The following is a 22,660-nucleotide window of genomic DNA, read 5'->3' as shown; positions in this document are numbered from 1 at the left end:
AATTTGACACATCCGACCCCATAAAGGTTTCCTTATTACCTTCTTTAAATTCTTTATTGATATAGTAGAAGTAGTTTTATTTTTTACATCAATAAGCTCAATAGAAGCTATATTTTTTAGATAATAAAAAGCCCCAAATAATTAATATTTGGGGCTTTTCACGAATTTTGGTGGGATGGCGACAATTGAACATAATTATAATTAATTGATTTACAGGGAATTAAATTACACAAATCCAATAGGGATACATACAGGGATACAAATATCTATATTTTATATGTATTTATATAGCTTTAAGAGAATATCATAATATGAGTTCAACTTCCAAAATATCCACTGAACTGACGTATATTATACCCATCCAGCTTCAGGCGTTTTTAAATTCCAATTGAGCCATGTTCGGTTATTTCTATTGTCTGGATATGGGTTTCCATCAATAGCAAATAATGAACCTTTAGGATTTTTATTTAATCCCATAATCCTGACCCTCATTGTTGAATCAACATCATCAATTAAATGGGTTAAAAGTCTTGCCTGAATTGTGCTTTTTATGGCTTGAGCTGCCAAAATATCTTTTGTTGATAAAGGTTGATAATCGCCATAAATCCGTGTGTATTCACTCCATGTCTTAGTAATAGCCCCAGTATTCGGATTCTGTGTGCTTGTCGATTTTTCCACAATAACAAGTTTGTCCATTGCACCTATATTCATTAGTACACCTCTTTAGTGATGTAGGGATTTAAAAGCAAATCAAATGCACGATTGTTATTTAGCACCTGATCTGCCTGCATAGATCGGTTTAAATAAAGGTCTGCGCCCAATAAAAGAATTGCTGATTTAATGGGCGCTGGTGCATCTACAACCTTACCCCAATCTAAACCAAGAAAGTTTTTTATATGCTGTTCGGCACTGTCCAGATAAATTTGAATCGTTGCATCATCAAAATCATGCAATATTCTAAGGTGTTGTTTCATCTCGGTTAAAGTAACTAAATTCATTAAAATATTACCTCGTCATTTACGTCTAATTCGATGTTCGCCATTGCTCGCCCTAAAGCCATAATACTGGCGACAATGCCATCTATTTTTTCACTTGATTTCTTTTTACTTGGTTTTGTGTTGCCTGCTGCATCAATTTCGACAACAGTATTGGCACACATCCAATTTAAAACTGGGTTGTTAGGATGTTGAAAATCTCCATTAATTAACATTGTTTCAAATTGTTTTGATGGGGCTGACATACTGCCATAACCCTGACCGAATCCAACAACCTCAAATCCATCTGCTTCTAGGTCTGTCATCAATTGGCTGGCATTCCATCTATCTATGGCAATTTCTTTAATCTGGTACTTCTCACCCAGTTCATGGATTTTTAATCGAATAGCTTGCTGATCAACTGCTTTAGAATCTGTTGCAATCAAATATCCATTTTCTACCCATTGCGGATATGGAACTTTATCCTTTCTCGATCTCTCCCAGATTTGAATCTGTGGAACAAAGAAATACGGAACTACATAAAATTTACCATCAATTGGAAAACCTAAAACAAGGGCGGTAATGTCCTGAACGGATGAAAGGTCTAAACCTATGTAACAAGGCAATCCAGAAAAGTCTGGATAATTTTCATTTTTACAGTCATCCCAAACCGAAGAACTCAACCAACGTGAATCTGATTCTGTCCATTGATTCAGGTACAAGCGTCTAAAAGTGTTTTCATATGCTGGGACTTGCTGGGCTTTCAAACATTCTTGTTCATAAAAACTTTGGTCTACAGTGTGTCCCATACTTGGACAAGCTGCTTTCCATACTTCTGGGTCTGTCCAATCTGCATCATCTGGGGCTGAATAAATGCAAGGCAGGAATGTTGGGTCATCTATGATTCCATCTTGAACTTTTAAAGCATAGTCCCAAATCTCAAAACAAATAGAATTTTTATCAAAGCCTGCTGTGCTGGTATATAAAATAAGGCTGTTATTTCGTGCCAATGTACCAGTTGTAAAAACGTCTACAAGCTCACGATCATCAATACAGTGTAATTCATCAATGCCACAATAATGGACATTCAATCCATGCTTGGTACTAGCTGAACTAGATAAAACTCGATAAACACTCCCAGTATTCGGAACAACAATAGAACGCTTATAAATTTCTGATCTGGTACTTAATTCAATTTCATTTTCAGTCATAGCCTTTGCAGCATTAAAGCAAAGTGCTGCTTGATCTGTGTCTGCTGCTACATTAAAACATTGTGCTGCTGGTTCATTTTCACAGTGCAAACAATACAAAGCGATAGCTGCTGCAAGTTCAGTTTTCCCTTGCTTACGACTGATAAATAAAGCTGATTGCCTATAACGTCTTTTACCATTGTCCAATCTTCTCCAGCCGAACAATTCTCTTAAATATTTTATTTGCCACTCTAGCAGTTCAAATGGTTTTCCACGCCATTGTCCTGTGCTATGTGTAAGACATTCAGAAAAGAAGTCGATAACTTTATCGGCTTCATCTTCATCAAAATAATAGTTAGCTAAAGAATCTGGACTTGTCATTTTTCTTTCCTTTTTCTGGTGCAACTATTCCGCCTTTACTCGATGGGGTAAATCCGAACTCCTTAGCCATTAAGCGCAATGCGTTAAATACTCTCATGTCTGGTATTTCCCCAGCTCTACGACCTTCGATGTATGCACCTAATAAATCACAGTAGGTTGCTAATGGTTCTACAGTGGCAATATTCAATAATTTATTTATCGCCATTTGTGGGGCTAATTTATTCCATTGAATCAATCCCTCACCAACCAACCAATCGGGGGCTATGGTTTCGGCTGGTAGGAACTCTGGCTCTGCATCATTCAAAGGACGTTTACCAGGATTGCCAGCTAGTTCTTTTAGGGCTGTTGGTTTTCTTGGATTTGCCATATTTCAAAATCCCTCAACTGCGTTCATAAAAATGTGATTGGGTGGGCGGTTCTCTATCAAAAAGTTTTTCGTGATTTTTTGACGTGTTCCAGTGGTGGTTCGGGTCAAGTGGTCGACCTTTCACATCACATCCCCAATTCACATGCTTACCCATATCTTGTGCTGTTTTAATCGAATGACATTCATGGCACAGCAACATAAGGTTATCTAATGTGTTGTCATCACCATCATTATTGATATGGTCAACATCAGTTCCCGATACTGTTAGTCCACGTTTAATACATATCTGACATAAGCCACTATCACGAGCAATAACGGCCTGTCTGATCTCCTGCCATAGTCTGCTATTCAATGGGATAGCTCGCTGCTTTGGCTTATACAGTGTGTGATTCTTCATTGTCCTGATCCGCCTTAATGCCTATTGGTAGATTCTCCAGCTCTCGTACTTCATCAATGGTCATCCATTTATTCTGTAATGCTGACTGGTAGAACGCTGCACGATTGGCATTATCACCACGTAACAAGCCATCTAAGTTATGTTCACAATAGAACTGTGATGTTAGGCATGTGTTATTAATTGCCTGTTCCCACATCAATAAATGACGCTTTAATGTTAGGGTCACAAACTGTCTGGCTAACTCCACACTGTTGGAGTAATTGGCATTATCCAAAACACCTACTATGGTGGGCTGAATACGAAATAGTCTGCATACTTCCAATACACTGAACTGCCTACTCTCCAACCATTGGCTATCAATCAAACTCATACTGACTGGTTTAAAACTTGCCCCACTTGGTAGGACTGGTGTAGTCCCATGATTCTTCACACCTGAATAGTTCTTTTTCCAGCTATCAGAAATGTTTTGTGCTTGATCTTTGGTGGTGGTTGGTAGTGTTTCAATTACTCCATTCATTGAAGTACCATTATTAAAGGTATTTGTCCCGTGCTGTTGCTCAGATAATGAAAGGGCTATTGTGTCCTGTGCTACCTGTATCGGGCTTCTTCCTAAATATGGTGTGCTGTCGCTTGGGTGGTAGCGTAAATGTAGGACTTCATCTTGTAGTAGTCGTTTAGTGCTACCATCATGTAAAACAATGTCATATACCAAATTCCCATTATGATTGAGTAGGACAGTCACACTGTCTGGATGTAATGGAATTAATGCTTTAATCCCTCGGTTATCTCTCACAATTTCAGCATAGCCATTGCCACGTAATAAAACATGACGCTGTAGCATTTCCCTAAATTCTAGGGCTGTTTGCCAACCATTCGGCTTGTCATGTATTAATTTATACAAGGGATGTTGCTTGGCTTTTTCTCTGCCGGTATCTGTTCGTTTATAGACTTCAAAAGGTAGACTGGCTATCGTTTCAGATATTGCAGATATACAAGCATAAACAGTGCTAATACTCTCGGCTGTTTTAGCATTGACTAAAGGTGTGTTTAATACATTGGCAAAATAAGTGTCATATGCTGGAGTATTATTCCTTTGCTCAATTTTCTTTCTTTGTCGTTTATTCATCGTAAACATTCCAGATATTTTTTAGCATGGCTTAGTTTTGTGGTTTTACGCTTTGATCGTAAATCTACACTTGTCGCTTCATAAGCTGGGTCACTTGTTAGAGTGATTTCAAATAGATCAACGTCCAAAAGTTCACGACTGGTATTTGTCCAATTTTCTGATCGAACAATAAAACCAAAACTACAACCTGATAGATCACCACGCTTGACCAATTCAGCTACATCATTACCCAGTGTGGTGTTAGGTAAATCAAGTTCAAATCTCAAGCCTTTTTCATCTTCTGAAAGTCGCAATGTGTTTGAACCTAAACGCCCTAACAATTGGCTGGTGTCATGCTCATAAATCGCTTTAATTTTTGGGGCATCCAAAGAGGAAAGGGAACGTGTAAACGCCCCCTTTCTAATTACTTCTTGGATATTCCCTATCATGGTTGGGCTGTCAAATACGGCTGCATACCCTGATAAGGTGCGCCCCTTAGATTCAATACTAAAAGAACGCTTTTCCATTTATGCACCTGCTACCAAGAATGCTTTAGGGTGTCGGACTGCTACATCACAAGTCGCCATTGCACGAACTTGGATACCGCCACGGCTATAAGCTGGTTCTGCATAAGGATTCACTAGAATGTCGATCTCTGACCATACACCAAGTAATACTTGGCTAAAGTCCCCTAGAATCAATTTATCTGCAGGCATATTAGCTGATACATTGAAAGGCAATTCACCGACTTGACCGCCTGAATATAAGAACTGTCCTGTTCCAGTGGATTTCTCAATCCCTGCCAATGTAGTTTTAGTGGTGCTTGTACCTAACCATTTTAGATTGGTGATATTTTCATCTTCAATTTTTTGAATCAAATCTAAAACTTCTTGCCATGTCGCTGGGATTGTTCCAGTTAAAACGCCTATAGTATTTAAAATCCCTAATGGGTCTTTAACGCCTGTACCAGACAAAATTGCTTTATCAATATTCTGACCGACTAAATAGCTCAAGTCCTCACGAACAAGGCTTTCAATATCAGGGCTTGATTGTTGAATTAACTGGCGGGACATTTCAGTCTTACCGCCTGTATGTTTTGGCTTTAAGGTAATTGCATCAAAAGACATTTCATCTTCTGGAACTGCTTCACCCTCAGAAATCCAGCCAAGCGATAAACCTGTACCAAATTTAGGAATAACCACATCACCAGATAGTCCAGTTAATGTACGAACGCCCATAGATCGGACAATATTTGAAGCTCGTAATGCCCCAATAAAATCTTGTGGTCTGTAATCAGTGCCGATAATAGGCTTTGCAGTTGTGGTGGTATTTGCTCGTGTTTCCAGCGCATCAAATGGAATGAATGCACCTTGTGCTTTTCGTCCACTGCGTTTTTCTGCTTCTTGGTTATATTCTAGTTCTGCACCAGATAAACCTTGTCCATTCATTTGTGAACGGATGATATTGGATACTGATACTGAACGCTTTAATTGTTCAAAGTCTTTATTTTGTCCATCACCGATATGGTCGGCTGGTGCTGATCGTTCAAGACTGCGTAAATATTCAGTGCGGTCAATTTGTTTTTGGATGCTTCGTTCTTCATTTTTCAATGTGTCGAACTGGGTAGATTCTTCTGCCGTTAAATCTCGGTTTTCTGCCGTTGCCTTATCAGCAATCGCTTTCATCTGATTTACGGTGTTAGATCGTTTTTCAATTAATTCAGTTAAAGTCATTTCTCTGTATCCTGATCAAGATACAGCCTAAATATCATAAGAGATATGCAAAAATCATAGTCTTAGATTCATATAAATCTATATAAAATTTGCTAAATAATTTAGATTTGTTTAACATCTATCTCATGCTTGTTTTACGAAACAAGAGCATAAAAACTAATCCATACATCAACAAGGGTTGCTCTGTTCCGATTGGTCTTTTTAGCCCTGCTATTCTTGCGAATTAAGCGGGGTTTTTTAATGTCTATATACCTTGAGCAAGTTGAGCAACATGAGCAAGTTGACTGTAAAGCTTTGATTTAAATAAAAATTCAAGTTGCTCGTCATGTTGCTCACCCTATTTTAGCTTGAGCAAGTTGAATACTTATATATTTCATATAGTTAACGTCATGTTGCTCATGTTGCTCAACTTGCTCATTGGTGTAGTGAGGTTAAAAGTGGGTTGGCTCATCCAATCTATGAATTTTAGGAAGTGACCAAAACCAGACTTTTTCGCCTTGTGGTTTAAATGGTTTTATGTTTAATTTTTCTTGCGCTCTCCTAATTGAAGCTGGACTAAATCCAGCATCTTTTGCCTGTGCTTGAACTTCTTTGGTTGGCATATTTTCGACTGAACTTAATAGATCAATTAAAAACTCTTTAGCTAAATCTACAGTTGAACTATTGCTTTCGCTTGTTTCAGCCTCATTCAATAATTCTTTGGCTGTGCCCTCAATTGTTCCAAGCCATACTGTTTTTGTTGTTTCGATATGCTCTAAAACAGTTTCAGATTCGATTTGATAACGTATACCTCCCTCTAAAATTGAATTATTACTTTTGGCACGAACAAGAATACAATCGCCCTCATCTTCTCGTTTAGCTGCACTCCAAGCCATACGAGCAAGGGCGGTAAAAGCTTGTGAACCTATAATCCTATCTGCTGGACTACTTCCAGAAGTACCTTTAGCAAAATGGGTTATCCCCAGCACTGAAAATTTATATTCATTGGCTAAATCTACTAAAGGCTGTAAAGATCGTCTTACATCGTTTGCTTTGTTCATATCCCCACTGACTGCGGAAATAATCGGGTCAATCATTAAAAGTTTTACATCAGGATTTAATTTGATGTATTCCTCAATTTTAGGGAAGTCTTGTGCTGGGTCAAAAGGCTCTAATTCTCCTTTCTCGTTGGTTCGACCTGAAATGATAGATACCTTAGTAATATCTGCACCATTGGCAATCAATCTAGGTTTTAAAGTATCTGCTGGGTCGTCCTCTGTTGAATAAATTAAAACTTTACCAACATTGCTACACTGTGAACCATCAGGAAATACACCTCCAGTTGTAATAGTGGCAATCAAAGCAAGTGTTAAGTTTGTTTTTCCACATCCACCAGCACCAGCTAGAATTGTCATTTTTCCTAATGGCAACCATCCATCCCAAAGCCATGTAATTGGCTGGGCTTCAATGTCACTCATATTCACAATCTGAAGTGTGGTATTAGAATTGACTTCTGTTGGTTTAATCTCAGAAGCCTTACCTAACAAAATGGATTGAATTTGCTGATCTGTTAAACCAGAAACATCAGAATCAAAATGAACTTTTAAATCACTGTTGTAATTAAGTGATTTATTGGTAGCAATAATTCTTGGTTTCTGATCATCAAAATAGTTATCCACCAATTCAAAAGCTGCATTAATACGGCTATGAAATACAGCAACATAATTTAGTTGCGATAATCTAAAAAATAAGTTTAAATTGTCTGTAGCAATAAAACTTGATGGGTTTGATTTGCCAAAGTTACAAACTGGAATCCCAGCACCTACTTTAATAGGCTGGGATTTCTTTTTTGTATTTAGCAATTGATAACCAATTAATTGACTACTCTCCAAATCATATAAAGGAATTGCCTTGTAGCCTGAGATATCTCTTTTATTAAAGATAGTTTCATCAGCTACAGTTCTAAAATTTCCCTTATCTTCATTCTGAACCAATACATTTAAATCAAAATCTTGAATCGAATAACTATGTACTACATTTTTAGTGTAGTTATGCATGTGTGAGAAAATAGGCTTTTGTTTTGGGTCTATTTCCTCAAACATATCTACAGTTGTATCCCAAGAGGGTTTTATATTCATTTATTCCCCCTTATTATCATCAAAAGCTAAAGGTAGGATTTTCTCAATCATTTCTAATTTTGTTTGAATTTCGAATATAAGATTGGCAACAATTTCACCTTTCATTACTAATTTTTCACCATCTTCAAAACAGTTCCATGTTGCTATAGATATATTCTTAGCACTGTTCACAAGGTCAACAACTACGTCCTGAGCATTTAAATGATTGGCATCTTTATGGGGTACAAAAAACTCATTCGTCAGACAAAGTAATGGAAAATAATCTTTATTGATTGGATTCGGTTTTCGGGTGTTATTTTGATTAGGCATGATAATGCGCTCCTTGTAGTTTTGGAGCTTTACCATTCACGACCAAGTGAGGGTGGCAAAGCTGAAAAGGGTTGGTCGACAGGTCTACAAGGTTCCCTGCACACTCGAAAGTGTCCCTCTCCAGCTTCACCATAACATGCGAACGCATAGAGATATTACGCACAAAAAAAGCCCTTGCGGACTGTGCGCCTCGTAGAATATAGCCGACCAAAGCTAACTTTGAGATTTTGCTCAAAGCAAGATAACTATAACTAATATTTTTCATGCTGTCACCTCATTACGTGCAGCTTTTTTAATTTCTACCCACTGTTCGATCTCTTTTATGTCGAAATAGACTGGGGCTTGTTTTGTGTCTCCTAATTTAATTGGCTTTGGAAAATCTTTATCCTTGAGCATTATTTTTCGTAAACCGTCACGGGTAACACTCAATAGATCACAAACTTCATTAAACTTTTTAAGCATTTACATAACTCCATACAGTTGATGTATGAAATTATGTTTTTGTTTTTTATATAAAAATAGAAATCCCCTATAATGTAAATTATAAGGGATGGTGTTTATTTTGTTTTCAAAATAAATAAAAATAGTTGATAAAAATCAATAATTAAAATGGTAGGTCTCCCTCAATAATTTGACCATTAGAATCGTCTTTATTTTCTTGTTTATTTGATTGTTTTTTAATCAACCTCATGTGTTGTTTCTCTAAGTTTTCAAAAGCATCTACAAGGCTTCCTTTAATCCTCCTCCCCCCTTTCTCGAAATTGACAATCTCAGCAAGATTACTTATAGCTGTTTCTCCCATATTTTCAAAACCATATTTAGGGCTATGTTCTTTAATCCATGATTCGAGATAATTTTTAACAGTTTGATTGTCTAATTCTGCATATTTTAATTGTTGCCAAGCATCAACTATCAAAGCTAACTTATTGGAATAAAAAGGATGTTCTTCATTTAATATTTCATTATCTGGTTCTAATGGAAATAATGCTTCAGGGTATACCCCTCTTTGTTTAAGCCATTCAACTAATATAGGTTTTTCGATATAAGTCATAACTGGATTAATAATCTTAACCTCATTATTATTACCGTATGAACCAACATTGCTATAATAGCTAATTCTTGAAGTTTCAATTTTATCTAACTCAATACTCCTCAAAAGAGAATTAAGTACAAGCGGAAAATGCCTTGCTGCATTAGTACCATTGTTTATGTAAAATCTATCATGCACATCAAAGTCATTAGTACTATCAGCAGCATCTCTAATTTCATTTGGACTTGCTCCAACAATTAAACAAGCTGACTCTAATAAATTCATTGAATCAAGAAGTTTATAAACCTCAAAATCAGTTAAATTTTTCATAATGTTTCCTCTATTCTTTTGTTTTAATAAGTAAGTCCAACTCATCCGCCCACCATTGCTGCATTTCTATTCTGTCCTCAAAGTGTGCTTCTTTATCATAAATACCTTTAACGCCTTTCTTTAAATGAGCAAGGGCAGACTCTACAACTTGTCCCATTGTCGGATATTTTCTATTCCATGCAGAACTCGCAATATGTCTAAAGCCATGTGGACTTTGTTTATCACCATATCCCATACGGCGCAAAGCCATGATAAAAACTGTATCTGATCTAGGTTTATCTAAACTTGTACGACTTGGAAAAAGCAATTCTGAATTACCACTATATTTTTTTAACTCTTTTAATAGTTCAATAGCCTGCTTAGGTAATGGGATTGCATGTTCAATACGAGTTTTCATTCTTTCGGCTGGTCTTACCCACATTGCCTTTTTAAAATTAAACTCGTCCCATCTCGCTTCCCTCAATTCCGATGGTCGAGGGAAAAGCATCACTAACAATTGCAGTCCTATCCTTACATCTGGAGTTGGATAATTATTAATTACCTGTAAAAGTCTTGGTAATTCCTCTAGGGATACATGCTTCATATTCTTAGATTCTGCTGGGTCTAAAAACTTATTCACACCATCTAAAGGATTGTATTGTATCTTTCCTTTAACTTTTGCAAGGTCATATATCTCTCGGCATAATGAAGCCATCCGCTTAACTTGCTCATTAATTCCCAACTCTCTTTGTATCCCCAGAAGATGCTCAAACCAGTCTTTAGGCATAATATTTCTAAAATCAGATTTACCAAAAGTTGGATAGATATGTTTTTCTAATGCCCCGACATTTCTAGTCCATGTACCCTCAGTCCATCTTTGCCTTTTAGTATCTAGCCATTCTTGTGCAATTTGTTCAAATGTGGAATTAACCTTTTCGATCTCAGCTATACGTTTTTCTTTTTGAGTTGGTATAGGTGTGCCATTAGATGAAGCATTCATTAATTCAAAAGCTAATTTTCTTGCTTTTGCACCTGATACTGTGGGGTATGAACCTAATCCACGCCAAGCCCATTTATTCTCAGGTGTTTTATACCTTAATTGCCAAGACTTAGTACCATTCGTTTTGATACGGAAATAAAGATTATCACCATCTAAAATACGGAATTCCTTTTCATCTGGCTCTAAACTTTCCAATGTGGTATCTGACAAACGCTTACCAGTCTTTACTTCTGATCTTTTCATAGCTATAAAATGTATCCCCAGTTTCAATTATCATAATGGGCTACAAATAGGGATACAATATACCTCGTATTATATGAAGTTAAGTATATTTATTTAAAGTAATAAAAAAGCCCTAAACCGTTGTGGTTTAAGGCTTTCGTACTCATATAAATTTATGTAACAATATATGATTTTGATATTTTGGTGGAGATGGCGGGAGTTGAACCCGCGTCCGCCAGCACTACGCTCGAGAATACTACATGCTTAGATATCGTCTATTGTTTTAACACCAAGTGACCCGACGAACAGGGTACAAGATGCGATCCTCTAAGTTTGGTATAAAGCCCCGAGGCTTGACTCTATACGGACTTGTGTGCGTGCGCTTCAGTCGGGTTCCCAGACCACAAGTATTCTAGGAAGCGGACAAGCGGCCCTTAGGCAGCTAGAGCGTAAGTTTCGTCGTTTGCGACTATTTAAATGCAAATTTTATTTACGAGAGAAAATGCGCTCTCGGCATGCATCTATGAGTTTCATCACCGGCGTCGAAGCCAATAACATCCCCATGAATGTCTGCACATCATAGCATAACTAAAATAAAATGCTGTGCATTTTATCAACACTCTGCCACTGATGAACATACTTACATAATTGAGTGCCTTTTGTTTTTTTCAAGGCCCCTTATAAAAAAAGCTGCCAAAAATGACAGCGTTTTTTAAAGTTTGCTCTATAAGGCACCATTACCTAACACAATACCTTCACGGCGTGGGTCTACCCCACCTGCGTATTTACTTTGATTATTTATATTTACTTTCATAATCGTTGAAATACCACTGGTTTGTGCAGTGTTAGAAATGCCATGCCCTTTTGCTTTTAAACCTTCAATTAAGTCAACTAAGGAAAGCTGTACATTCGAGCTATCAATATTGGTATTTGGACTATTGGTCGCGCCAAAGTTTACAAGCGAAGTGGCCTGCTGTGCATTTAAGTTCCAATCCAATGCACCCACTAAAGTTTTAACTACATATTGAATAATCGTACCGCCACCTGGTGAACCTGTTGCCATATAAAATTCATCTGGCGTGGTGCCTTTAAATACTAAGGTTGGCGCCATAGTACTACGTGGGCGTTTGCCGCCTTCTACACGGTTGGCAACTGGTGCCCCAGTGCTGTCATAAGGGTTTGCGCTAAAGTCAGTTAACTGGTTTGACAGCAAGAACCCATCCACCATGTGGAATGAACCCATGCTCGATTCAACAGTCGATGTCATTGAAACCACATTGCCATAGGCATCTACTATCGTAAACTGAGTTGTACCATGCTCAACAGTGGTGTCTACACCTGCCGCTGTATTGAAATTACCTGCTGGTGCTACGCCCATACTCTGGTTCGGGTTAATCAGTGCTGCACGTTGCTTTAAGTAGTTTTTATCAATAAAACTTGGAATACCCTGTGCTGGCAAACGAACAAAGTCGGTATCTGCCACATATTTATCACGGTCAGCATAGGCCAAACGCTCTGCTTCAGACACTAAATGCACGCCCATGACATCGGGCACACCACCTTCATTTTCAGGGTTTTTAGGTGGATAAAGCGACATATCAAAGTTTTCTAAAATACCTAGCGTCTGTGCAACTGCAATTCCTCCCGAAGATGGAGGTGGCATGGTACATACATAGTAACGGTCACGGTACGTCGTACAAATCGGGTCGCGTTTTTTCACCTGATAGTTCGATAAATCCTGCAAGGTCATCAAACTTGGGGTAATAGGAGTTTTTGCTGGGTCGTCACCCACGGTTTGCCCTGCTTTTGCCACAATGGCTTGCGCAATTGGACCAGTGTGCAGTGCGTTTGCCCCTTGTGAAGCGAGTGCTTCAAGTGTTCTAGCATAGGCTTTATTGGTCATGGTCTCACCGACTTTACGTGGTGATCCATCTGGGTAGAAATAGGTCGCGATTGCATTTGCATCGAGTGCTAAGCTGTTTGCATTACTTGCAATTGCATCTGCCAAACGCCCCGGAATGCGGAAACCGTTGTCAGCCAAACCAATCGCTTCACCAAAAAGTTGGTTCCACTTAAGTTTGCCATGCTCTTTTTGTGCTTGTTCAAGCAAACGCATCACGCCCGGCACACCAATCGAGCGACCGCTACGGCGGGCACTTGGTACAGGTGCAGGTGAATTTGGGTCATATATATTTTGGCGAATTAAATAAAATTCGTTGGCTGCCGCTGGTGCGGTTTCACGGCCATCATAAGCAGTGACTTGTTTGGTTTTGGCATCGTAATACATCATAAAACCACTACCGGCAATCGTACTCGACTGTGGCTCGACTAACCCCAGCACCGCTTGTACTGCTACGGCTGCATCGACTGCACTACCGCCTGCTTTTAACACATCACAACCTGCTTTTACCGCAAGTGGCGTGTTTGCCACCACCATATATTTATCTGAATATTTAACCGTGTTACCAAGTTTGTAACCCGATGCACCCTCTGGCGCGGCGGGGTCACCATTTTGGTTTGAACCAACCACCACACTTGAACCGTCTTGTGCCAGTTTGCTACAACTGGTCGGGTCATTATCTACAATTAAATTGGGCGGGGTTGTATTTGAATCATCCTTGGGCTGATCTGACGAGGAGTCATCTCCACATCCTTGTAATAAACCGACTGCTAATAAACTACTGAACAAAAATGAATATCTTTTATTCACGTGATAACTCCAATATATACGCCTGCCTATCCATGCAATTGCCATGCAAGCTTCTTTGTTTTCAGGTCTTCAGTTTTTTAATCTTTGATAAAAATAAAGTTTTAATAATATTAAATGATTAAGGGTGTTTATTTTGTGCTCTGTGTGATGTCTCCTTAGTTGTTATCACACTCTTTTATAACTGATTTGCCCAATTCTGGCATGCTTTATTTCTTTAAATACAGGCAAAATCTGCTATTTATAAACCTGCTCATTTTGTAGTAGGCCTAAAAAAAGCACCTCCGAAGAGATGCTTTTTGATATTTAGTGAGAAGGCATACCGCTAACCTGTTTGGGTTTTGGACACAGCCAAATGACCAGCCCTGCAAAGACAAACACAATCGCAAATAGCAAAAACACATGGTTTGCCGACATGGTAATAGCTTCTTTATCGACAAGGTTTGAAATAATTCCAAGCGTCGAGTCAGCCGTAAAACCATTTTGCAAAAGTGTGTTTTGTACTTCAGTGGTATGTAGGTTTGACACCATTTCACTACGGGCAACTTTGGCATGGTCGTCCCATACCGTTACAGCAATTGAAGCGCCAATCGCCCCTGCCATAGTTCTTAAAAAGTTCATGAGGCCCGCAGCAGATGCAATCTCTTGCTGGAGTACCGAACCAAGTGCAATGTTAGATAGTGGAATAAAGAAGAACGGTACTGCAAAACCTTGCAAAATTTGCGGCCAAGCCAGTGCCATAAAGTCGGCATCTGTAGTCCAGAATGCCCGCATTAAGGTCACTATACCCAGCAAAATTAAACCAAAGCTCGCCAGCGCACGCGGGTCATGTTTGGTCGAAAGTTTTGCCACAATCGGTGACATGGTCAAACTACCAAAACCCATGGTTGCGGTTAAATACCCGGCCCACGTGGCGGTATAGGAAAGGTTCATTTGTAGCCACTGCGGTATCAATACAATACTGCCAAAGAATGCGCCAAAGCCAAGCGACAAGGCCAGTACCGAAATTGCAAAGCCCCTATGCCTAAAGACTTTGACATCCACCACAGGGTGTTTGTCGGTGAGCTCCCATATCAGGAACACCACAAAGCCAATAGCGGCAGTTAAGCCTAAAACAATAATGCTCGTGCTGTTAAACCAATCTCGTTCGTGCCCCAAGTCGAGCATAAGCTGTAACGCACCAATCCACAGAATTAATAGACCTAAACCAACAGTGTCGATTCTTAAAGAAATGGTTTCTGTTTCGGCTACTCTTAACAAGCGCATTGCTGCTAATACACAGACAATACCAACCGGTAAGTTAATAAAGAAGATCCAGTGCCAAGACAGGTTGTCACTAATCAAACCACCCAAAATTGGCCCTAAAATTGGTCCAACGACTGTGGTCATTGCCCATAGGCCCATCGCCTGTGCATGTTTTTCTTGAGGGAAAATACGCATAAGCAAGGTTTGGCTGAGTGGCATAAGTGGACCGCCACAAAGGCCCTGCCCAATACGGAAAAACACCAACATTTCTAACGATGTTGCCAAACCGCATAGGAAAGAAAAGACCGTAAAGCCAATTAAACCAAAAATAAAGACCCGTACCGTCCCAAAACGACCAGCCAGCCAGCCCGTTAAAGGTACACAAATCGCTTCTGCAACTGCATATGAAGTAACGACCCATGTTCCTTGTGTACTTGAAACAGCAAGGTTACCGGTAATGTGCGGTACAGAAACGTTGGCAATGGTCGTATCAAGTACGACCATAAAGTTCGACAAGGCAATAACAAACGCTGCCAGTAGTAAACGTCCACCGCTTAACTCGGCAAAAGGTGTTTGCGTTTTCATAAGCGTTTACTTCGCAGATAAGTCGACTTTTGCTTCCATCGACAAGCCAACACGTAATGGGTGTTCAGCAAGTTCTTTCGGGTCAAGTGCAATACGAACCGGTAAGCGTTGAACTACTTTAATCCAGTTACCTGTTGCGTTTTGAGCCGGAATTAAGGCAAAGGCAGAGCCTGTACCACCAGAGAAGCCCACCACTTTGCCGTGGTATTCAACATCATCGCCATATAAATCTGACGTTAATGTCACTGGCTGACCTGGGCGGACTTTTTTCAGCTGACTTTCTTTGAAGTTAGCATCTACATATAAATCGTTGAGCGGCACAATCATCATCATGCTTGTACCCGGTGCAACGCGTTGACCAACTTGAATATTACGGCGTGTAATCACACCATCAACTGGTGCACGAATCACGGTACGTTCCAAGTCAAGCTGAGCTTGTTCTACATGCGCTTGTGCAACCTGTACATCTGGAGTCGATGTTTCGCTTACACCCTGAATTAACGCTTCGTTAGCAGCTAAAGTACTTTCGGCAGCTTTACGGCTAGAAGTCGCTTGTGCCAAGCCAGCTTTAGCAAGCTCTAGTCCTGCTTTAGCAGTTTCAACTGCACTTTGTGCTTTGGTGAGTTCTTCTTTAGATACCGCACCAGAAGCAGCAAGCTGCGCACGGCGATTAAGCTCTAAAGCAGCTTTGTCATAGTCGGCCTGTGCTTGTGCAACTTGTGCTTTGGCACTGTTAATTTCGTCAGCACGAACCACAACTTGAGAGTTTAAAGAACTACTGTTTGCCGCAGTCTGTTTGTATTGGCGTTTTGCTTTGGCAAGTTCTGCCTCGGCTTGTGCCAATGCAATTTTGGCATCACGGTCATCAATACGAACCAGCACATCACCCCGATGTACTGTTTGAGTATCATTTACCAAAACCTGAGCGACCTGACCACTCACCATTGAGGTAATTTGCGCGGTTTCTGCACCGACATAAGCATTATCTGTACTCACCGAGTGATTTAAAAATAATGCCCAAATTGCATATAAAATAGCGGCGATCAATAAAATCAGCGCAAAAAAACCAAGAAATTTTTTGCGCTTGTTTTGGTTGTTGTCATCCGAGGCAGATGTTGTTGGCACTGTTTCTTGTACATTGCTTTGTGCATCAGTCATGGTATGTTCCTAAAGATGAGTTGGCTTTGCCATCAATCTTGCACTACACCTTGTTATAGAGTTTTTATTATTCTATAAACAAGACATATCGCATTGTCAAAGCAGTCAATTTTAACGCTAAAACCTCATGATGTGAGAATAAAAAAATATAACTCATGCGTTCGTTCTAATTAAATTAATGTTTATCTCAAGATTTTTATGAAAATTCCAGCTTTTCAAGCATTAAAAAAAGCGCACATGGCGCTTTTAAATCGTTCAATTCATCGCCTAATAGGCATATGAAGCGATACCCGCAGCGATGGCTTTATCTTCATCATTGACCATCGTCATACGCATAGTGCAGCCCTTACGTCCTAAACGTAACACTTCCGCGCGTGCAATAAAATACTTACCGCGTCCCGGCGCTAAATAATCTACACGCATATCTACAGTTGCCAATCGCGATACTTGCTTAATGGTTTCGGTTAAAGTTTCTGGGGTCGAACGGCGATAGAGATGTTCCATTGCTACAATTCCACCAATACTGTCGAGCAAAGTTGCAGCAACGCCGCCATGCAAAATCTGAAATGCCAGATTACCAATCAGGTTAGGTTGCATCTCGATATAACCTTCAATGTGACCATCTACCACACGCATAATCATTCCACTATGCTTAAAAAAAGGAGAGCTATTAAACGCCTTACATAATTGGTTGAGCACCACAGTCAGGTCAGTTTTTGCACCTAAATGGATGTTCCCAGTCCAATTTTTCTTTTCATCACTCATACGTTGCCTAAATTTAAAAGCATGATAAACACCCATAATTTTGTACAAATCCAGCATTATGGGGCTACAATACAGCAGTCGGTTGACAGTAATGGAATATCCGCCAACCTATCCTAGTGTAATACCGAACATCGAGATTGTTATGACTTATACGTTCAATCGTCCTGCATTTCCAGCTACTCGCATGCGCCGTATCCGTAAAAATGACCAGTTGCGTGCGATGGTCAGCGAAACACAGCTCACTACCAATCACTTGATTTATCCAGTATTTGTATTACCGGGACAAAATCAGACCCAAGATATTCCAAGTATGCCAAACATTCAGCGTTTGTCGGCAGATTTGTTACTGAAAAAAGCTGAAAGACTTCTGGAATTGGGCGTATCAAAACTGGCTCTTTTTCCAGTTACCCCGCAAGAAGATAAAAGCCTCACCGCAGAAGCTGCATGGCGTGAAGATGGTTTAGTTCAAACCACTTGTCGTTTGCTTAAAAAAGAATTACCAGAAATGGTGTTAATTACTGATGGTGCCCTCGACCCATACACCACGCATGGTCAAGACGGCATTATTGATGAAACTGGCTATGTGCTAAACGATGAGACTGTAGAGTGCTTAATTAAACAAGCGTTAAGTCACGCAGAAGCAGGTGCCGAAGTGATTGCACCAAGTGACATGATGGATGGCCGTATTGGCGCGATTCGTCAAGCTTTAGAAGCTAATGGTCACATCTACACCAACATCATGGCCTACTCTGCGAAATATGCGTCTAGCTTCTATGGTCCGTTCCGTGATGCTGTTGGCTCTGCATCCAACCTCAAAGGTGGTAATAAATATAACTACCAGATGGACTTTGCCAACCGTGCCGAAGCGTTACATGAAATCGCGCTTGATATTCAAGAAGGCGCCGACATGGTGATTGTAAAACCGGGCATGCCATATCTGGATGTGGTACGTGAAGTGAAAGATACCTTTGGTATTCCGACATTCATTTATCAAGTGAGTGGCGAATACGCAATGTTAGCTGGCGCAATTCAAAATGGCTGGTTATCAGACTCAGTCATTTTAGAATCACTCATGTGCTGCCGCCGTGCTGGTGCAGACGGAATCTGGACTTACTTTGCAGAAACCGCTGCTGAAAAACTCAAGGAAATGAACTAAGTTCGCAGAGAAAGGATAACACTGCATGCATATTGCAATCATTGGCGCGGGCATAAGTGGATTAATGTCTGCGCTGGAGTTGGTTGAACAAGGCTGTACCATCAGCATTTTTGATCAACAACAAGCGGGACAAGCAGCCTCTTGGGCTGGCGGAGGCATTCTCTCTCCGATGTACCCGTGGCGTTATGTGCATGCAGTGAACCAACTTGCTCAATTTGGTAAAGCCTCTTATCAAGCATGGAACCAAAAGCTCTACCCTATTACAGGGATTGATTTTGAAATTCATGACACAGGCATGCTGATTTTTGATGAAGAAGATTTTGACGTTGGTTTGTCCTACGCCGAGCAACATCAAGAACCGATGCAGCGCTGTGAATATTTACAGCGAGATGCGCTAGAGCAAGTCAATCCGCATATTTCCGATCAGTTTCAAGAAGCGATTTATTTCCCTGAACTATCTAATATTCGCAACCCACGCGTATTACAGTCGCTGATTCGCTATTTAAAACAACATCCAAATGTTGAGTTTTTTGAACACACTCCTGTTAAAAAACTGATTCAACAAGGTGATGCCATACAAGCGCTCCAAACTGAAGATGGTCGTAAACATACAGCAGACCATTTTGTAATAACTTCGGGCGCTTGGAGCCATTACTGGAACTCTCAATTACAACTCGAAATTCCAGTCGAACCTGTTCAAGGCCAAATGCTGTTATTTAAAACTCCTGCTCACTGGCTACCGACCATGTGTATGAATCGAGTCATGTATTTGATTCCACGTATGGACGGTCATATCGTGTGTGGGTCAAGCATGGCACATCGTGGTTTTGACACCTCTACCGACGAAACGACTCAGCACAATATTTTAGAAGCATGTTTAGAAATGGTGCCTGAACTGGCCGATTTCCCGATTGTACATCGCTGGGCAGGACTTAGACCAAGTTCACCAAATGGCGTTCCGTACATTGGCAAAATGCCTGAAATGGATAACCTATGGGCAAACTTTGGTCACTTTAGAAATGGTTTGTGTATGGGCACAGGTTCTGCACAATTGCTTCGTCAGCTTATGCTAGGGCAACCAACTTTAGTTGATGCCAAAGCATATTCACCAGAGCGTTTGCAAAATAAAATCTTAGCCTGAGGCGAGTATATTCTCTAAAGCCATTTTTAATTGAGGATAAGCAAACTCAAATCCTTCTGCTTGTAAGGCAGCGGGTTTAACGTATTGCCCATTCAAAATCAATTGCGACTGCTCTCCTAACAAACAGCGGAAAACTGTGCTCGGCGCCGACAACATTGGTTTCTTATTTAAAACTTGTGCAGCTTGTTCAACAAAAGCTTGTTGGGTCACATTTTCTGGCGCTACCACATTATGAATTTGAGCAGATTGAGGATGCTGAAATATAAACTCGATGGCATTTAACACATCTTCAATATGTACCCAAACCACAGGCTGGTGCCCGTGACCAATTTGACCGACTAAATTGAGGCGTATAGGAAATAATATTTTAGGCAAAATGCCGCCGCCCTGCCCGAACACTACACCTAAACGAATAATTTTAGTATTTTGCTGAGCGTCTGCTAAAGCTGCGCGTTCCCACTCTTGGCAAAGCTCGGACATAAAAATAGGCTGTGGCGAGCTTTGTTCAGTGCACACCTCTGTCCACTTTTCTTGAGCATCTATGCCGTAATAGCCAATTGCGGAGCCAGAGACAATCACTTCGGGAAAAATTTGAGATTGCTTAAGCCACGCATAAAGTTTTCGGGTCGTATTTACACGGCTTTCAATGAGTTGTTTTTTACGTGACTCGGTCCAGCGTTTCTCACCAATATTGGCACCCGCCAAATTCACTACATAATCAATTTTATGGGTTGAGATATCTTCGAACTTTCGTACCCACTGCAAGGCAGGATGGTCAGATTCCTTTCCAGCCTGCCGTGTCACCGCAATCACGTTATAATTTTTTTGTAATAGGAACTTAATTAAATGCGTTCCAATAAAGCCACTGGCACCAGTAATTAATACATTCTTATTCATATTTCCTCCTAAGCTGAGGATTCAAGTTTTATTTTATTGTATAAGACTCATTTATATTTAATCGTATGAGTTTTCGTAGTGATCTATTGCACATTAAACATTTTGTCTGCCATACGCTGTGCCTGTTTGCCATAAAACCAGTAAGTAATTAAATACAGCGGAATAGCCAACATTAAAATCATAATGACCATAATACTTAAGAACTGAGGCTGCTTGAGGTAAAGCATAAAGTTTTGCAAAATTTCAGGGTCTTTTCTTGAAAATAAAAACAGACCGAACAAAACACCACACAAGTTATAGCCCCAAAATATGAGGGTAAAGCCTAAAGTAAATTTCTTTTTTTCTGATACAGTCGGTGCACGGCGTTCTTTCTTTAAAAATCTAAATAAGACAAAAATCATTGCGCCTAAGTATGGAACGGCTGTTAAAATACCGCCTACACTCGCTGGTAATAGTGCTGCAATTACACCTACAATTAAGGTAAGCACGAGGCACAAAGCAAAAAACCAGAGAAAGTAAGAGCGTAATTTGGTCATATTTTTGCCTAATTTATGGGTTCAAAAAATAATTATAAATTTTTTTCGATTTTTTTTCATTTTTCTGTCAACCAATCCTGATCTCTTGACGTTATATAGGGTAACAAGGTCGCAGCAACCGAATACTTCCTTTGCACGGCATCCGCAAAATTGTTTCGGTGACCTTTCATTACGACTCTTTCTTCCTTCGGATTAGGTTTTGTTAGCAGCCGAAACCCTTGATGAAGTCTTTGACCGACGATTCTCTCATCACTCGAATCGTCGGTTTTTATTTTCTAGCATTTTCATTTATTTTACGCTCACCATACACAATAGTGCTTTCGTGGCTATAAAGGCTATGCGTATACTTTTTAACATCATAAAAATATGATTTAAATAATATGAACAATATTGCCTATTTCGAAATCCAGTCTTCAAACCCTGCACGCGATGCGCAGTTTTACCAAGCTGTGTTTGGTTGGCAATTTAAACTCGATGAAAGCTTACCGATTGAATATTACCGCATAGAGACACCTTCAATTATGGGTGGGCTATTAAAACGCCCCGCTCAAACACCTCCAATGGAATATGGCACCAATGCATTTACCTGTTCGGTTCAGGTGGAAAACTTCGATGAAGTGGCTGCAAAAATTTTAGCGCAAGGTGGTATTGTCGCAATGGATAAATTCGCTATTCCGGGCCGTGCTTGGCATGGTTACTTTGTCGATTTAGATCACAACGTTTTTGGTATTTTTCAAGTCGATGAAAATGCAGCTTAAAGATTTTATTTAACGACTTTAATTATTTTTAATTTATAGCCACCGCCTCTTATCGGTGGCTATTTCATATTAATTATTCAGCAAAGCTAAAACTCGCTTCACATATAATTGGAAAATTTACCGAATTGGCAATCATACATTCGTGATGTGCTTCTTCATGCAGTTTTGCTGCAAGCTCTTGATCAGCACCTTTTTCTAAAACAACCTCGGGTCTTAAAATAATTTGGGTAAAATGACCACGTTTGACCGGATCTGTATCTTCCATAAAACCAAGTGCATGATCGACATAACTCACAACGTGAATATGATTGACTGCACAAAGGTGTAAATACCAAAGCTTATGACAAGCAGAAGCTGACGCGACCAATAAATCTTCCGGGTTCCATCTGGTCACATCGCCTAAATAGGCAGGGTCTGATGAACCAAGAATAGTCGTCTTTTGAGGATGCTGAATACTAAAGTCTCGTTTATATGAACGATAAGATGAAGTGCCTGTGCCTGTATTGCCTTCCCACTGTATTTTTACTTCGTATTTATGAATAGTCATTTTATTCTCAAAGTTCATGGTTTGACCTGAT

General features: G+C 39.8%; 24 protein-coding genes and 1 other RNA gene. 3 read left to right on the top strand and 22 right to left on the bottom strand.

Annotation, left to right across the window (positions count from 1 at the left end; genetic code table 11):
• Nucleotides 1-351: 351 nt before the first annotated feature.
• The 19 genes from J582_RS12820 to J582_RS12745 all read right to left on the bottom strand — a co-directional run bounded on the left by J582_RS12820 (nucleotide 352) and on the right by J582_RS12745 (nucleotide 17,594).
• Nucleotides 352-711: a phage head closure protein gene (locus J582_RS12820; RefSeq protein WP_032048019.1), complete on the bottom strand. Its 360-nt coding sequence runs from the start codon at nucleotides 709-711 to the stop codon at nucleotides 352-354.
• Entirely contained in the window at nucleotides 711-998 is a 288-nt protein-coding gene (locus J582_RS12815; protein WP_032048018.1) for a head-tail connector protein, read from the bottom strand. Before J582_RS12815 ends, J582_RS12820 begins: the two co-directional genes overlap by 1 nt.
• Nucleotides 998-2,545: a terminase large subunit gene (locus J582_RS12810; RefSeq protein ID WP_032048017.1), complete on the bottom strand. Its 1,548-nt coding sequence runs from the start codon at nucleotides 2,543-2,545 to the stop codon at nucleotides 998-1,000. Before J582_RS12810 ends, J582_RS12815 begins: the two co-directional genes overlap by 1 nt.
• Nucleotides 2,520-2,912, bottom strand: a complete 393-nt coding sequence (locus J582_RS12805) for a hypothetical protein (RefSeq protein ID WP_050674835.1) — start codon at nucleotides 2,910-2,912, stop codon at nucleotides 2,520-2,522. The genes J582_RS12810 and J582_RS12805 overlap by 26 nt, the downstream gene beginning before the upstream one ends.
• 13 nt (nucleotides 2,913-2,925) lie before the next feature.
• Nucleotides 2,926-3,309 carry an HNH endonuclease gene (locus J582_RS0104655; RefSeq protein ID WP_050674834.1) on the bottom strand — a complete coding sequence of 128 codons (384 nt, stop codon included), beginning with the start codon at nucleotides 3,307-3,309 and terminating at the stop codon, nucleotides 2,926-2,928.
• Entirely contained in the window at nucleotides 3,287-4,435 is a 1,149-nt protein-coding gene (locus J582_RS12800; RefSeq protein WP_050674833.1) for a phage portal protein, read from the bottom strand. The genes J582_RS0104655 and J582_RS12800 overlap by 23 nt, the downstream gene beginning before the upstream one ends.
• The gene (locus J582_RS12795) at nucleotides 4,432-4,941 is read right to left on the bottom strand and encodes an HK97 family phage prohead protease (RefSeq protein WP_032048013.1); all 510 of its coding nucleotides are present in this window, start codon (nucleotides 4,939-4,941) and stop codon (nucleotides 4,432-4,434) included. The genes J582_RS12800 and J582_RS12795 overlap by 4 nt, the downstream gene beginning before the upstream one ends.
• A complete protein-coding gene (locus tag J582_RS12790; RefSeq protein WP_032048012.1) occupies nucleotides 4,942-6,147 on the bottom strand; it encodes a phage major capsid protein in 1,206 nt (401 codons plus the stop codon).
• A 431-nt stretch (nucleotides 6,148-6,578) separates the two neighbouring features.
• Nucleotides 6,579-8,264 carry an AAA family ATPase gene (locus J582_RS12785; protein WP_050674832.1) on the bottom strand — a complete coding sequence of 562 codons (1,686 nt, stop codon included), beginning with the start codon at nucleotides 8,262-8,264 and terminating at the stop codon, nucleotides 6,579-6,581.
• Nucleotides 8,265-8,573: a hypothetical protein gene (locus J582_RS12780; protein ID WP_032048008.1), complete on the bottom strand. Its 309-nt coding sequence runs from the start codon at nucleotides 8,571-8,573 to the stop codon at nucleotides 8,265-8,267.
• Nucleotides 8,566-8,838 (bottom strand): hypothetical protein, encoded by a 273-nt coding sequence (locus tag J582_RS0104645; protein ID WP_032048007.1) that lies wholly within the window; start codon nucleotides 8,836-8,838, stop codon nucleotides 8,566-8,568. Before J582_RS0104645 ends, J582_RS12780 begins: the two co-directional genes overlap by 8 nt.
• Nucleotides 8,835-9,035: a helix-turn-helix transcriptional regulator gene (locus J582_RS12775; protein ID WP_032048006.1), complete on the bottom strand. Its 201-nt coding sequence runs from the start codon at nucleotides 9,033-9,035 to the stop codon at nucleotides 8,835-8,837. Before J582_RS12775 ends, J582_RS0104645 begins: the two co-directional genes overlap by 4 nt.
• Before the next feature lie 142 nt (nucleotides 9,036-9,177).
• Entirely contained in the window at nucleotides 9,178-9,933 is a 756-nt protein-coding gene (locus J582_RS12770; RefSeq protein ID WP_155766477.1) for a hypothetical protein, read from the bottom strand.
• Nucleotides 9,934-9,943: 10 nt separating this feature from the next.
• Nucleotides 9,944-11,155, bottom strand: a complete 1,212-nt coding sequence (locus J582_RS12765; RefSeq protein ID WP_032048004.1) for a tyrosine-type recombinase/integrase — start codon at nucleotides 11,153-11,155, stop codon at nucleotides 9,944-9,946.
• 181 nt (nucleotides 11,156-11,336) lie between these two features.
• Nucleotides 11,337-11,696: a transfer-messenger RNA gene (ssrA, locus tag J582_RS25695) on the bottom strand.
• A gap of 162 nt (nucleotides 11,697-11,858) precedes the next feature.
• Entirely contained in the window at nucleotides 11,859-13,844 is a 1,986-nt protein-coding gene (gene ggt / locus J582_RS12760; RefSeq protein ID WP_032048003.1) for a gamma-glutamyltransferase, read from the bottom strand.
• Between the two features lie 303 nt (nucleotides 13,845-14,147).
• Nucleotides 14,148-15,671, bottom strand: coding sequence for a DHA2 family efflux MFS transporter permease subunit (locus J582_RS12755; RefSeq protein WP_024438424.1), 1,524 nt, complete (start codon nucleotides 15,669-15,671; stop codon nucleotides 14,148-14,150).
• A 6-nt stretch (nucleotides 15,672-15,677) separates the two neighbouring features.
• Entirely contained in the window at nucleotides 15,678-16,829 is a 1,152-nt protein-coding gene (locus tag J582_RS12750) for an EmrA/EmrK family multidrug efflux transporter periplasmic adaptor subunit (RefSeq protein WP_032048002.1), read from the bottom strand.
• A 267-nt stretch (nucleotides 16,830-17,096) separates the two neighbouring features.
• Nucleotides 17,097-17,594, bottom strand: a complete 498-nt coding sequence (locus tag J582_RS12745) for a thioesterase family protein (protein WP_004703260.1) — start codon at nucleotides 17,592-17,594, stop codon at nucleotides 17,097-17,099.
• 142 nt (nucleotides 17,595-17,736) lie between these two features.
• Here J582_RS12745 and hemB point away from each other — a divergent pair, with 142 nt between their 5' ends.
• The gene (hemB, locus tag J582_RS12740) at nucleotides 17,737-18,750 is read left to right on the top strand and encodes a porphobilinogen synthase (protein WP_000222569.1); all 1,014 of its coding nucleotides are present in this window, start codon (nucleotides 17,737-17,739) and stop codon (nucleotides 18,748-18,750) included.
• Nucleotides 18,751-18,775: 25 nt separating this feature from the next.
• A complete protein-coding gene (locus tag J582_RS12735; protein ID WP_032048000.1) occupies nucleotides 18,776-19,891 on the top strand; it encodes an NAD(P)/FAD-dependent oxidoreductase in 1,116 nt (371 codons plus the stop codon).
• Here J582_RS12735 and J582_RS12730 read toward each other — a convergent pair.
• Nucleotides 19,883-20,788 carry a TIGR01777 family oxidoreductase gene (locus tag J582_RS12730; protein WP_032047999.1) on the bottom strand — a complete coding sequence of 302 codons (906 nt, stop codon included), beginning with the start codon at nucleotides 20,786-20,788 and terminating at the stop codon, nucleotides 19,883-19,885. The two genes, J582_RS12735 and J582_RS12730, sit on opposite strands and share 9 nt — an antisense overlap.
• 83 nt (nucleotides 20,789-20,871) lie before the next feature.
• Nucleotides 20,872-21,324, bottom strand: coding sequence for an ABZJ_00895 family protein (locus tag J582_RS12725; RefSeq protein WP_032047998.1), 453 nt, complete (start codon nucleotides 21,322-21,324; stop codon nucleotides 20,872-20,874).
• A gap of 380 nt (nucleotides 21,325-21,704) precedes the next feature.
• Between J582_RS12725 and J582_RS12720 the strand changes: the two genes are divergently transcribed.
• Nucleotides 21,705-22,082, top strand: a complete 378-nt coding sequence (locus J582_RS12720; protein ID WP_001059437.1) for a VOC family protein — start codon at nucleotides 21,705-21,707, stop codon at nucleotides 22,080-22,082.
• Nucleotides 22,083-22,155: 73 nt separating this feature from the next.
• Here J582_RS12720 and J582_RS12715 read toward each other — a convergent pair whose 3' ends face one another.
• Nucleotides 22,156-22,629, bottom strand: a complete 474-nt coding sequence (locus tag J582_RS12715; protein ID WP_032047997.1) for an OsmC family protein — start codon at nucleotides 22,627-22,629, stop codon at nucleotides 22,156-22,158.
• Nucleotides 22,630-22,660 lie beyond the last annotated feature (31 nt).

The organism is Acinetobacter sp. 1566109 (assembly GCF_000582255.1).
Lineage (GTDB): Bacteria > Pseudomonadota > Gammaproteobacteria > Pseudomonadales > Moraxellaceae > Acinetobacter > Acinetobacter nosocomialis.
Note: the sequence above shows the minus strand (reverse complement) of the source record. Positions and strands in the feature narration are given on the sequence as shown.

Excerpts from the sequence above, each read along its gene's own strand:
- J582_RS12790 (WP_032048012.1), bottom strand. The coding sequence starts at position 6,147 with ATGACTTTAACTGAATTAATTGAAAAACGATCTAACACCGTAAATCAG.
- J582_RS12755 (WP_024438424.1), bottom strand. The coding sequence starts at position 15,671 with ATGAAAACGCAAACACCTTTTGCCGAGTTAAGCGGTGGACGTTTACTA.
- J582_RS0104645 (WP_032048007.1), bottom strand. The coding sequence starts at position 8,838 with ATGAAAAATATTAGTTATAGTTATCTTGCTTTGAGCAAAATCTCAAAG.
- J582_RS12720 (WP_001059437.1), top strand. The coding sequence starts at position 21,705 with ATGAACAATATTGCCTATTTCGAAATCCAGTCTTCAAACCCTGCACGC.
- J582_RS12770 (WP_155766477.1), bottom strand. The coding sequence starts at position 9,933 with ATGAAAAATTTAACTGATTTTGAGGTTTATAAACTTCTTGATTCAATG.
- J582_RS12715 (WP_032047997.1), bottom strand. The coding sequence starts at position 22,629 with ATGACTATTCATAAATACGAAGTAAAAATACAGTGGGAAGGCAATACA.
- hemB (WP_000222569.1), top strand. The coding sequence starts at position 17,737 with ATGACTTATACGTTCAATCGTCCTGCATTTCCAGCTACTCGCATGCGC.
- J582_RS12775 (WP_032048006.1), bottom strand. The coding sequence starts at position 9,035 with ATGCTTAAAAAGTTTAATGAAGTTTGTGATCTATTGAGTGTTACCCGT.
- J582_RS0104655 (WP_050674834.1), bottom strand. The coding sequence starts at position 3,309 with ATGAAGAATCACACACTGTATAAGCCAAAGCAGCGAGCTATCCCATTG.
- J582_RS12785 (WP_050674832.1), bottom strand. The coding sequence starts at position 8,264 with ATGAATATAAAACCCTCTTGGGATACAACTGTAGATATGTTTGAGGAA.
- J582_RS12805 (WP_050674835.1), bottom strand. The coding sequence starts at position 2,912 with ATGGCAAATCCAAGAAAACCAACAGCCCTAAAAGAACTAGCTGGCAAT.
- J582_RS12735 (WP_032048000.1), top strand. The coding sequence starts at position 18,776 with ATGCATATTGCAATCATTGGCGCGGGCATAAGTGGATTAATGTCTGCG.
- J582_RS12815 (WP_032048018.1), bottom strand. The coding sequence starts at position 998 with ATGAATTTAGTTACTTTAACCGAGATGAAACAACACCTTAGAATATTG.
- J582_RS12730 (WP_032047999.1), bottom strand. The coding sequence starts at position 20,788 with ATGAATAAGAATGTATTAATTACTGGTGCCAGTGGCTTTATTGGAACG.
- J582_RS12800 (WP_050674833.1), bottom strand. The coding sequence starts at position 4,435 with ATGAATAAACGACAAAGAAAGAAAATTGAGCAAAGGAATAATACTCCA.
- J582_RS12810 (WP_032048017.1), bottom strand. The coding sequence starts at position 2,545 with ATGACAAGTCCAGATTCTTTAGCTAACTATTATTTTGATGAAGATGAA.
- J582_RS12820 (WP_032048019.1), bottom strand. The coding sequence starts at position 711 with ATGAATATAGGTGCAATGGACAAACTTGTTATTGTGGAAAAATCGACA.
- J582_RS12780 (WP_032048008.1), bottom strand. The coding sequence starts at position 8,573 with ATGCCTAATCAAAATAACACCCGAAAACCGAATCCAATCAATAAAGAT.
- J582_RS12795 (WP_032048013.1), bottom strand. The coding sequence starts at position 4,941 with ATGGAAAAGCGTTCTTTTAGTATTGAATCTAAGGGGCGCACCTTATCA.
- J582_RS12750 (WP_032048002.1), bottom strand. The coding sequence starts at position 16,829 with ATGACTGATGCACAAAGCAATGTACAAGAAACAGTGCCAACAACATCT.
- J582_RS12765 (WP_032048004.1), bottom strand. The coding sequence starts at position 11,155 with ATGAAAAGATCAGAAGTAAAGACTGGTAAGCGTTTGTCAGATACCACA.
- J582_RS12745 (WP_004703260.1), bottom strand. The coding sequence starts at position 17,594 with ATGAGTGATGAAAAGAAAAATTGGACTGGGAACATCCATTTAGGTGCA.
- J582_RS12725 (WP_032047998.1), bottom strand. The coding sequence starts at position 21,324 with ATGACCAAATTACGCTCTTACTTTCTCTGGTTTTTTGCTTTGTGCCTC.